Below are 10,111 nucleotides of genomic sequence, written 5' to 3'. Positions count from 1 at the left end.
ATATAAACGTCAAAGCTGCGCATTTCGGAGTGTCGCCGGAGGTGCGGGGTGGGGTGGGGGCATCGTGTTTCACGTGAAACGTCGCTCTCTGCTACAGGGAATCATCGGCCGCGGGCGAGCGGCCGCATTGCCTCGGGATCGTAAGTCGGAGCGGAGCATCGGCCGTGATGCGGAGAAGGGGCCGCGGTTCCGGGTGCGTCCGAGGCCGGAGGTCGGGGCTGGGGAGGTGTCGGCGGGCGCGGAGTTTTCCACAGGTAAGCGGGGCTCAGTGGTTCAGGAGCCGGGAGGCATGGCAGGCTTTGAGCCTGCGAAGCCGCCTTGCGAGGAGAGTGAACCGTTGCGGTCCGACGCCAACCTTGCGGGACCGATGGCCGAGCCGGTCCCCGGTCCCCGTTCCGAAGTGGCGGATGTTTCACGTGAAACCCCGCCGCCGATGGATGACACTCCGATCGGCCGTGCCGCCCAGCAGGCGGTTGAGGCGATCCACCGAGCCGGTGAGGGCCTGCCCAGGCCCGAGCAGACCCGAGTGATGGTGGTCGCCAACCAGAAGGGTGGTGTGGGTAAGACCACGACCACAGTGAACCTGGCGGCCTCGCTCGCCCTTCATGGGGCTCGGGTCCTGGTGATCGACCTCGATCCGCAGGGCAACGCCTCCACCGCGCTGGGCATCGACCACCACGCCGATGTGCCGTCGATCTACGACGTCCTGGTGGAGAGCAAGCCGCTGGCGGACGTGGTGCAGCCGGTCCCCGACGTGGAGGGACTCTTCTGCGCTCCGGCGACCATCGATCTTGCCGGCGCCGAGATCGAGCTGGTTTCGCTGGTCGCCCGGGAAAGCCGGCTTCAGCGGGCCATCTCCTCCTATGAGCAGCCGCTGGACTACGTGCTCATCGACTGCCCGCCGTCCCTCGGCCTGCTGACGGTGAACGCCCTGGTGGCCAGTGCGGAGGTGCTCATCCCCATCCAGTGCGAGTACTACGCGCTGGAGGGTCTGGGCCAGTTGCTTCGCAACGTCGATCTGGTGAAGGGGCACCTCAACCCCGAACTGCACGTGTCCACCATTCTGTTGACGATGTACGACGGTCGGACGCGGCTCGCCTCCCAGGTCGCGGAGGAGGTGCGCAGTCACTTCGGCAAGGAGGTCCTGCGTACCAACATCCCCCGGTCGGTGCGGATTTCCGAGGCGCCCAGCTACGGGCAGACGGTTCTCACGTATGACCCGGGCTCCAGCGGGGCGCTCTCCTACCTGGAGGCCGCGCGGGAGATCGCACTGCGAGGTGCGGAGAAGGAAAGGGAACAGCACAGCATGGCGGAGGGCACGCAGTGAGCGATCGACGTAGGGGGCTGGGTCGGGGGCTCGGCGCACTGATCCCCGCCGCACCGAAGAAGGACGACACCGGCGCCGGCTCGGCGGCGGATGTGGGCGCCGCGACGGTCCTCGCGGATCGCGGAGTGGCGGCGGCGAAGCTGGTGTCGACGGCGGACCGCGAGCAGGAGCGGGCCACCGCGCCCGTGCCCGGGCAACAGGACGGCGAGGCCGGCGTTCACGGCGAGGTCGCCGGGGCGCACTTCGCCGAGGTCCCGCTCTCGGCCATCAGCCCCAACCCGAGACAGCCGCGTGAGGTCTTCGACGAGGACGCGCTGGACGAGCTGGTCACCTCCATCAAGGAGGTGGGGCTGCTCCAGCCCGTGGTGGTGCGGCAGACGGGCGCCGACGCCTATGAGTTGATCATGGGTGAGCGCCGCTGGCGGGCCTGCCGCGAGGCCGGCCTGGAGCGCATCCCCGCGATCATCCGGGCGACCGACGACAACAAGCTCCTTCTCGACGCCCTGCTGGAGAACCTGCATCGGGCCCAGCTGAACCCGCTGGAGGAGGCCGCCGCCTACGACCAGCTGCTGCGGGACTTCGACTGCACGCACGACCAACTCGCCGACCGCATCGGCAGGTCCCGCCCCCAGGTGAGCAACACCCTCCGGCTGCTGCGGCTTTCGCCGCCGGTGCAGCGGCGAGTGGCGGCCGGGGTGCTCTCCGCGGGGCACGCGCGGGCACTGCTCTCCGTGGACGACTCGGAGGAGCAGGACCGGCTGGCGCACCGGATCGTCGCCGAGGGGCTTTCGGTACGGGCGGTGGAGGAGATCGTGACCCTCATGGGGTCCTCCTCGAAGTCCGCCAAGCCGAGGCGGCCGCGTGCCGGGAAGCGGGTCGCGCCGGCGTTGGACCAGCTGGCCGGGCGACTCTCCGACCGCTACGAGACCCGAGTGAAGGTGGACCTCGGGCAGAAGAAGGGCAAGATCGTCGTCGAGTTCGCCTCGATCGAGGACCTGGACCGCATCCTCAGCCAGATGGCACCCGGCGAGGGACGGGTGACCGACCAGCTGTCGGCCGAGGGAGACGACGAGTAGGTCGCCGCGGACGAGAACTTCTCTCCTGAAGAGTCGACGCCCCCTGGATACGATGGTCTCCATGGGGCGTCGACTCGTTCCTCTCACCCTGGACAACCTGTCCGAGCTGCCAAGCGCCTGCCGTCGCTGTGTCTTCTGGGAGCTGGACGCGGTGAACGGCCGGGCGGCGACTGAGCAGGGCCGGGCGGAGGAGGAGAAAGAGGCGTGGCTGTCCGGTGTGCTGCTGGACTGGGGGTCCTGCGGCCGGATCGTCTACGTCGACGACGCCCCCGCGGGCTTTGTGCTCTACGCACCGCCCGCCTACGTTCCCCGCTCGGAGCTCTTTCCCACCAGCCCGGTGTCTGCAGACGCCGCCCAGCTGGTGACGGCACGGCTGCTGCCGCAGTTCCGAGGGCAGGGGCTGGGCAGAGTGCTGGTGCAGACGGTGGCGAAGGATCTGCTGCGGCGCGACTTCAAGGCCGTTGAGGCCTTTACTGACGCCCGCGAGGACGGGCGTTCCTGCCTGCTGCCGGCGGAGTATCTGCGGGCGGTCGGCTTCAAGACGGTACGGCAGCATCCGCGGTTTCCCCGGCTACGGCTGGAGCTGAGAAGCACGGTCTCCTGGAAGGCGGACATGGAGAGGGCGCTGGACCAGCTGCTCGGCGTGGTCCAGAAGGACCCCGCGCTCCGACCGCTGTGAGGTGCTGCCTCTCTGCGGATGCGGGTTTCACGTGAAACAGGCGCCACGCGTGGTGGTGTCGCGTGGTTCAGCCGATGAAGTCGGCCAGGTCGCGCTCAAGCGCTGCCTTGGGCTTGGCGCCGACGATGGTCTTCACGACCTCGCCGCCCTTGTAGACGTTCAGGGTCGGCAGCGACATGATGCCGTACTTGGCGACCACGGTCGGGTTCTCGTCGCTGTTGACCTTGACGACGGTGAGCTTGTCGGCGTGCTCGTCGGCGATGGCCTCCAGCGCCGGAGCGATCTGACGGCACGGGCCGCACCAGGACGCCCAGAAGTCGACCAGAACCGGCTTGTCGCTCTGGAGGACGATCTCGTCGAAGGTCTTGTCGGTGGCGGTCACGGTCGGCATTGATTCTCCTTGGGTGGGTCGCAGTGATGCGGAGTCGGTGGGGCGCCGGGCCTGAGGTGGGATGAGGCCGGCGTCGGCGTTGGTCAGCGTGCGGGCGGGTGGGGCGCTACTCAGACGGTAGCGGCCTCGACGGCCTCGGCCGTCTTCTCCGGCTCGGCGGCGGGCTCGTCGGCGAGAGCGGCGAGGTAGCGCTCGGCGTCGAGCGCGGCGGCGCAACCGGTACCGGCGGCGGTGATCGCCTGCCGGTACGTGTGGTCGACGACGTCGCCCGCGGCGAAGACGCCGGGAACATTGGTCCGCGTGGAGGGCGAGTCCACCTTCAGGTAGCCGTCCTCGTCAAGCTCGAGCACGTCGGTGAACAGCTCCGTGCGCGGGTCGTGGCCGATCGCGACGAACAGGCCGGTGGCGTCCAGCTGGCGGGTGGTGCCGTCCACCGTGTCGGTGAGCGTCATCCCGGACAGCTTGCCGTCGGTCTCGTGGAGCTCGGTGACCTCGCTGTTCCAGGCGAACGTGATCTTCGGGTCGGCGAAGGCGCGCTCCTGCATCGCCTTGGAGGCCCGCAGGGTGTCGCGGCGGTGCACCACGGTGACGCTCTTGGCGAAGCGGGAGAGGAAGGTGGCCTCCTCCATCGCCGTGTCGCCGCCGCCGACGACCACGATGTTCTGGTCGCGGAAGAAGAAGCCGTCGCAGGTGGCGCAGTACGAGACGCCACGACCGGAGAGGGCGTCCTCACTCGGCAGGCCGAGCTTGCGGTGCTGGGAGCCCGTGGCGATGATCACGGTCTTGGCGCGATGAACGGTACCGGCGGAGTCGGTGACGGTCTTGATCGGTCCGGTGAGGTCCACGGCGGTGACGTCGTCCGGGATCAGCTCGGCACCGAAGCGCTCGGCCTGGGCGCGCATCTGGTCCATCAGCTCCGGCCCCATGATGCCGTCCCGGAAACCGGGGAAGTTCTCCACCTCGGTGGTGTTCATCAGGGCGCCACCGGCGGTGACGGAACCCTCGAAGACCAGCGGTTCCAGCGAGGCACGCGCGGTGTAGAGGGCGGCGGTGTATCCCGAGGGACCCGAGCCGATGATGATCACGTTACGGACGTCGCTCACTGGGAGCCTTCCTTGTCTGCCGATGGCGTACCGGTTCTCTGCCTTGCCGAGGGCGGCTGACGGTACCTGCCGTCGAGCCCCACACCTCACCCAACGGATCCTACGGGCCGCGCATTCCCCGAACAGCCACAGGCACACTCCGTGGACACGGAGACCGCTTTCGAGCGGTCAGCGGCGGTCGACGGTGTGGCGGGCCAGGAGTCGGCCCGGGTCGGTGCCCTTGTCGTCGGCCGGCCGATCGGCGCAGGTGGCGTCCACGACGTAGGCGTCCACACGCTCGCTGTCACCGGGGTGCGGCAGTACCACAAGGTAGGCGTCCGTGCCCTGGTGGCTCTGCCGCGTGGCGGCGAGCGGGGCCTCGGTGCGGTTCACTGCGGCGGCGACGCACTCGGGCAGTGTGACGGTCTGCTCGGCACCGAAGGTTCCGTTGGGACTGGCCTTCGGGCTGAACTCGCCGGGCTCCTCGCCCTGCTCCGGCGCCGCCCCGTTGCCGGTCTCGGTGGGGGCGCGGCGCGGGGTGAGCGCGAGCAGCTCGTGTACCTGCTTTTCCAGCTCCTCGGGTGCCGGTCCGGTACCGGGCGCCGACCGCTCCGCCGTGACTTCGTCCCGGCTCCTGTTCGACCCGTTGTCGCCGAGCAGCGGGGGTAGGAGGAGCCCGGCCATCAGCGCGACGGCGCAGACGCCGAGCGTGGCGATGAGCGTCCGCCGGCGGCGCGCGGCGCCTCGGCGCTGAGACCGTCCGCCGGGGCGGCTTCCGCCCGGCCGCTTGCCGCCGTCCGGGCGAGTGCCGTCGAGGCGGTTCGAGGGTCGGCCGGTCGAGGGCGTGGCTCCGGCTGTTTCACGTGAAACAGCGCCACCCTCGGTGGGCGCCGTCTCGCCGGGCGCCGCGTCCGCGCGTTCCGTCGTCTCTCGTGTCGTCGTCTCTCGTGCCGTCGTTTCACGTGAAACCACGCCCGGCGCGGTCGCGTCGAGTAGCGCTTCGGCCGCGATGGCGGCGTCGATGCGGCCTGCGATGTCCTCCGGCATCCGGACCGGACCCGGAAGGGTGCCCAGCGCGCCGCGGATCTCCTCCAGCGAGCTGCGGACATCCGCGCACAGCAGGCAGAGGTTGAGGTGGTTGGTGACGTCGGCGGAACGGTCGGGCGGCAACAGCCCCTCGGTGAGCGCGGAGATCTCCGCGACCTCGGGATGCTCGTTGGTGTCGAACGCCGTGGGAGACACCCTCACGCGGGTCCACCTCCGTCCTTTGCCGCCTCGGCCGCGTCGTCTGCCGGTGGGACGGCTGTCCCCCGCGTCCGGTTCCTTCCCTCTTGGTCGCCCTCGGTACCCTCCGGGCGCAGATGGGTGATCATGGGCAGCAGTCTGGCTCTGCCCCTGGCGCATCGGCTCTTGACTGTTCCGACGGGGAGCTGGGCCAGTGCGGCCAGCAGCTCTCGGTGCAGGTCACGACGTTCGGCGGGTACGGCCGCCGACTCGTGCGGCTCCAGCAGCGCTTCGAGGCGGGTGGAGTCGTCGGTGAGCGTGGTCCGCCGGGTCGCGGCCTTGCGGGCGCGGTCGATACAGGCGTTCACGGTGATGCGGTGCAGCCAGGTGGTGACGGCCGACCTGCCCTTGAAGGTGTGTGCGGAACGGTACGCGGACACCAACGCGTCCTGGACGGCGTCGGCGGCCTCCTCCCGGTCGCCGAGCGTGCGCAGCGCGACGGCCCACAGCCGGTCCCGGTGGCGGCGCACCAACTCCCCGAACGCCTCCGGGTCACCTGCGACGTGCCGCGCGAGGAGGTCGGCGTCGGAGGTGCGCGCGTCGGTCGGGGGCCGTGCGGTGCCGTTGTCGGACGAGTGGTCTATCGCGCCCTCGGCCACCGGCGGTTCTCCCTCGGCTCCTCGCACCTGGGTCAGCTCGTGACCTCGATGGTGGTGACGCGCGCCCGGTACTGGCCGTCGTTGATCGGCAGCTCGGTGAGCCACACCAGCACAAAGCGGGTCTTGATCGGCTTCTCCGCCTTGAGGACGACGCTCTCCCCGCTTCCGCCGGTCACCTTGCCGAAGTCGCTGAGGGAGTTCGGCATGGAGGTGACGGTCCTCGGGGTGGCGAGGAAGTCGACGCCGGTGCTGCCCTGAAGGCTGACTTTGAGGGTGCTGACCTGCTGCACGTCGCCCAGGTCAAGGATGATGCCGACGCCGTCCTTGAGGTTCCCGAACGTGGCGTTGCCGTAGTAGTCCGTCTGCCAGTAGGTGGAGGGGTTGCCGTCAAGCGCCTTCGGAACGTCAGCCGGTTTCTCCTTGCGGTCCCGGCCCTGCGGGTCGAAGTCCTTGGCCTTGGCGACCTTGATGCTCTTGCCGGTGGGAGTGTCGGGCTTGGGCTCGTTCTCCTTGGTCTGCTCGGGGGGCTCCTCCTCCTGGCCGGCGGCGCCGCCGGTGGAGTTGTTGTCGCCGCCGTTCATCAGTGCGTCGGCGACCTGCCAGCTGCCGAGGCCGAGCGCGGCGATGAGCAGGGCGGAGACGGCTCCCTTGAGGAGCTTGCCGGTGCGTCCGGGCAGGGTCGGCGGGGGCTCGGGGGCCGCTGCCGCCTGCACGGGACGGGTGGGCGCGTTCGCGGCGGCCCGTGTGGTCTTCGGCGGGTAGCCGCCGGGGGTGCCGTACGGGCCGGCGGAGTAGCCCCCGTAGCCGGCGCGGCCGAAGGCGGCCGGGAACTCCGGCTCCGGGGGCTTGATGCGGGGCAGCGCGGCGACGGCCGTGACGATCTCCTGCGGGGTCGTGCAGGGCTGCTCGCGGCTGCTGGCGGTGGCGCCGTTGTTGACCAGGGCGCGCATGGCGAGCTCGGCCAGGCCCCGGTGGACGCCGGCGCGTACCTGGTCGGCGGGAACGATGCCGCCGCCGGCCAGCGGCGGAACACCGGCCAGGCCGTAGGCGTCCTCCTCGTAGGGCCAGCGCTGGGTCACGGCGGCGTAGAGCAGCGCGCCGATCGCCTCGGTGTCGGTGCGGGCCGCGTTGTCGGCGCTGATGCCGCGCAGCGCGGCGTTCACCGCGAGGCCGCGGATGCGGTACTGGCCGACGCCGGTGCGCAGGACGGCGCTCGGGATGAGCCGGAGGTGGGACAGGCCCTCGCGGTGGGCGGCGGCCATGCCCTGGGAGACCTGGGTGACCATCTGGTACGCCTCGTAGGGCTCCAGCGGGCCGCTCTCCAGCAGTTCGGTGAGCGGCGTGGCGTCGGCAAGCCACTCGTGTACGACGTAGACGAGGTCGTTCTCCTCGACCGCGTCGAGGACCTGTACGAAGCGCGGGTCGCCGAGCAGCGCGGCGGATCGTGCGGCGGCGAGCACCGAGCGCGCGCGGGAGTGGTCGGCGGGCAGGACGTGTACGCCGACGGCGCGGCGCAGCATCTCGTCGACGGCGCGCCAACTGCTGAAGCCGTCGAGTCTGGTGGTGCACTCCTCCAGCCGGTAGCGACGGGCCAGTTTGTGGCCGCTGTGCAGCTCGGGCGGCGTCGCGCCGGGCTGAGGCCTGGTTCCGTCGGCCGTGGTGTCGCTTGCCGGCTTGCTCTGCCGCCGCGGGTTCTGCCCGCCGCTCTCGCCGCCGCTCGCGCCCGCCACGTCAACGGCAGCCGTGCTACGTTCCGCCACCGTCGCTCCTGCCTCCCCATTCCCTCGCGGCCGTCGGTCCGTGCGTCTGCGGGCAGTCGCACGGTGCTCGGCTACCCCGGCGGATCGAACTGATTCCGCCGGCACTGCTCGCACCGGCCGCGCCGCCGGGCATGGCGGTGCGGGCCCGTACGGACCGACGAGCCGGCCACGTCTGTCGACTCGGCCAACTCAGCCACGACAATTGTGCCTGCACTCCTCGCCATGCACGACACATGGTGGTCACCGATGGTTGTATCAGCGGCCGATCTTCGCGCGCACCATGCCGATCATCGCGGTCAGCTCGGCCACCCGGAGCCGCTTCGCGGCGAGCAGGAACACCACGCCGAGCACCGCCGAACCGGCCAGCAGGGCGGTCGCGCCGCCGGTGAAGCCGGTGCCGAGCAGCCGCAGCGAGCCGAAGGCGGTGCCGCCGGCGAGCAGCGCGGCCGGGAGGCTGGCCAGGCACAGCCGGGCGTAGGTGCGCACGACGGGTCCGGCCGGGAGGGTGCCGTCGAGTTTGCGGCTCAGCCGCTTCCACGCGATGACCACGCCGATGGCGTAGGCGACCCCGTAGAAGCCGGCCATGCCGGCCACCGCCCAGCGGCTGGGCAGCAGCAGGTAGCACAGCGCGGCGCCGGCGGCGTTGCCCGCGGCGACGATCACGGTGTTGTAGAACGGCGTGCGGGTGTCCTCGAAGGCGTAGAAGGCGCGCAGTACGACGTACTGCACCGAGTAGGGGATCAGGCCGAGGCCGAACGCCATCAGGATGAAGCCCATCGAGCTGGCGGCGGTGAAACCGGCCGACGAGAACAGCACCAGGCACATCGGCACGCCGAGGGCGACAAAGCCGAAGGCGACCGGCACGATCGCCACGGCGGAGGTGCGCAAGCCGTGGGAGAGGTCGTCGCGGACGGCGGACAGGTCGCCGTCGTGCGCGGACCGGGAGAGCCGGGGCAGCAGTGCGGCCATCACGGAGACGGTGATGATGGCCTGCGGCATCTGCCAGATCAGCAGCGCGTTGTTGTAGCCCATGATGCCGGCGCCGTCGTTGCCGGCGTCCGCCGCGGAGGCGCCGGCGGCGGTGGCGAGCTGGGTGACGACGATGAGTCCGGCCTGGTTGGCGAGGACGAAGAGGATCGTCCACTTGGCCAGCTTGGCGGCCTTGCCGAGGCCGTGGCCGCGCCAGTCGAAGCGGGGTCGGAAGTGGAATCCGGCGGCCCGCAGGTAGGGGATCATCGCCAGGGCCTGGACGACGAGGCCGAGCAGGGTGCCGATGCCCAGCAGCCGTACGCCCTCGGGGGTGATGGTGGTGACGCCCATCTGGGAGGTGCTGTAGGTGCCGTAGACCCAGATGAAGGCGCCGAAGGTGGCGATGATGACGATGTTGTTGAGGACGGGGGTCCACATCATCGCGCCGAACCGGCCGCGGGCGTTGAGGATCTGCCCCATGACCACGTGCACGCCCATGAAGAAGATCGTGGGCAGGCAGTAGCGGGCGAAGGTGACCGCGACGTTGTTGGCGTCCGGGTTGCTCGCGATCGGCACCGACAGCATCTTGATCAGCAGCGGGGCGATCACCACGCTGAGCGCGACCAGGGCGCCGAGTACGACCATGACAAGCGTCAGCAGCCGGTTCGCGTAGGCGACGCCGCCGTCGTCGTCGTTTTTCATCGCTCGGACGAGCTGCGGGACGAAGACGGAGTTCAGGCCGCCGCCGATCGACAGCATGTAGATCATCGTCGGCAGCGTGTAGGCGACGGTGTAGGCGTCACCGAGCATCGCGGCGCCCAGCGCGGCGGTGATGATCACCGTGCGGAGGAAGCCGGTGAGGCGGGACACCAGGGTGCCGGCGGCCATTATGGCGCTGGACTTGAGAATGCCGCCGCCTCGGGAGGGCTTGGCCGGGGGCGGTT

9 protein-coding genes are annotated in these 10,111 nt (G+C 70.4%); 3 read left to right on the top strand and 6 right to left on the bottom strand.

The window, feature by feature from the left end; genetic code table 11:
- The first annotated feature begins 289 nt into the window (after window positions 1-289).
- From FNX44_RS18065 to FNX44_RS18055, 3 genes are all read left to right on the top strand, one after another.
- The gene (locus FNX44_RS18065) at window positions 290-1,327 is read left to right on the top strand and encodes an AAA family ATPase (RefSeq protein ID WP_143649318.1); all 1,038 of its coding nucleotides are present in this window, start codon (window positions 290-292) and stop codon (window positions 1,325-1,327) included.
- Window positions 1,324-2,403 (top strand): ParB/RepB/Spo0J family partition protein, encoded by a 1,080-nt coding sequence (locus FNX44_RS18060; protein WP_143649317.1) that lies wholly within the window; start codon window positions 1,324-1,326, stop codon window positions 2,401-2,403. Before FNX44_RS18065 ends, FNX44_RS18060 begins: the two co-directional genes overlap by 4 nt.
- 61 nt (window positions 2,404-2,464) lie before the next feature.
- Window positions 2,465-3,082 carry a GNAT family N-acetyltransferase gene (locus FNX44_RS18055; RefSeq protein WP_143649316.1) on the top strand — a complete coding sequence of 206 codons (618 nt, stop codon included), beginning with the start codon at window positions 2,465-2,467 and terminating at the stop codon, window positions 3,080-3,082.
- Between the two features lie 67 nt (window positions 3,083-3,149).
- Here FNX44_RS18055 and trxA read toward each other — a convergent pair whose 3' ends face one another.
- The 6 genes from trxA to murJ all read right to left on the bottom strand — a co-directional run.
- Complete coding sequence (gene trxA, locus FNX44_RS18050) at window positions 3,150-3,473, bottom strand: thioredoxin (RefSeq protein WP_143649315.1); 324 nt, start codon at window positions 3,471-3,473, stop codon at window positions 3,150-3,152.
- A gap of 110 nt (window positions 3,474-3,583) precedes the next feature.
- Window positions 3,584-4,576: a thioredoxin-disulfide reductase gene (trxB, locus tag FNX44_RS18045; RefSeq protein WP_143649314.1), complete on the bottom strand. Its 993-nt coding sequence runs from the start codon at window positions 4,574-4,576 to the stop codon at window positions 3,584-3,586.
- A 168-nt stretch (window positions 4,577-4,744) separates the two neighbouring features.
- On the bottom strand, window positions 4,745-5,803 hold the full coding sequence (locus FNX44_RS18040) for an RsmA family anti-sigma factor (RefSeq protein ID WP_143649313.1): 1,059 nt from the start codon (window positions 5,801-5,803) through the stop codon (window positions 4,745-4,747).
- On the bottom strand, window positions 5,800-6,423 hold the full coding sequence (locus FNX44_RS18035; RefSeq protein WP_143649319.1) for a sigma-70 family RNA polymerase sigma factor: 624 nt from the start codon (window positions 6,421-6,423) through the stop codon (window positions 5,800-5,802). Before FNX44_RS18035 ends, FNX44_RS18040 begins: the two co-directional genes overlap by 4 nt.
- A 47-nt stretch (window positions 6,424-6,470) precedes the next feature.
- Window positions 6,471-8,198 carry a protein kinase family protein gene (locus FNX44_RS18030; RefSeq protein ID WP_143649312.1) on the bottom strand — a complete coding sequence of 576 codons (1,728 nt, stop codon included), beginning with the start codon at window positions 8,196-8,198 and terminating at the stop codon, window positions 6,471-6,473.
- 255 nt (window positions 8,199-8,453) lie between these two features.
- Window positions 8,454-10,111, bottom strand: a 1,658-nt coding sequence (gene murJ, locus FNX44_RS18025; RefSeq protein ID WP_143649311.1) for a murein biosynthesis integral membrane protein MurJ, incomplete at its 5' end; no start/stop codon positions are given.

The sequence above is a fragment of the Streptomyces alkaliterrae genome, from assembly GCF_007097205.2.
In the GTDB taxonomy this organism is placed as follows: domain Bacteria; phylum Actinomycetota; class Actinomycetes; order Streptomycetales; family Streptomycetaceae; genus Streptomyces; species Streptomyces alkaliterrae.
The sequence above is the reverse complement of the archived record's forward strand: the minus strand, read 5'-3'. Positions and strand labels throughout refer to the sequence as shown.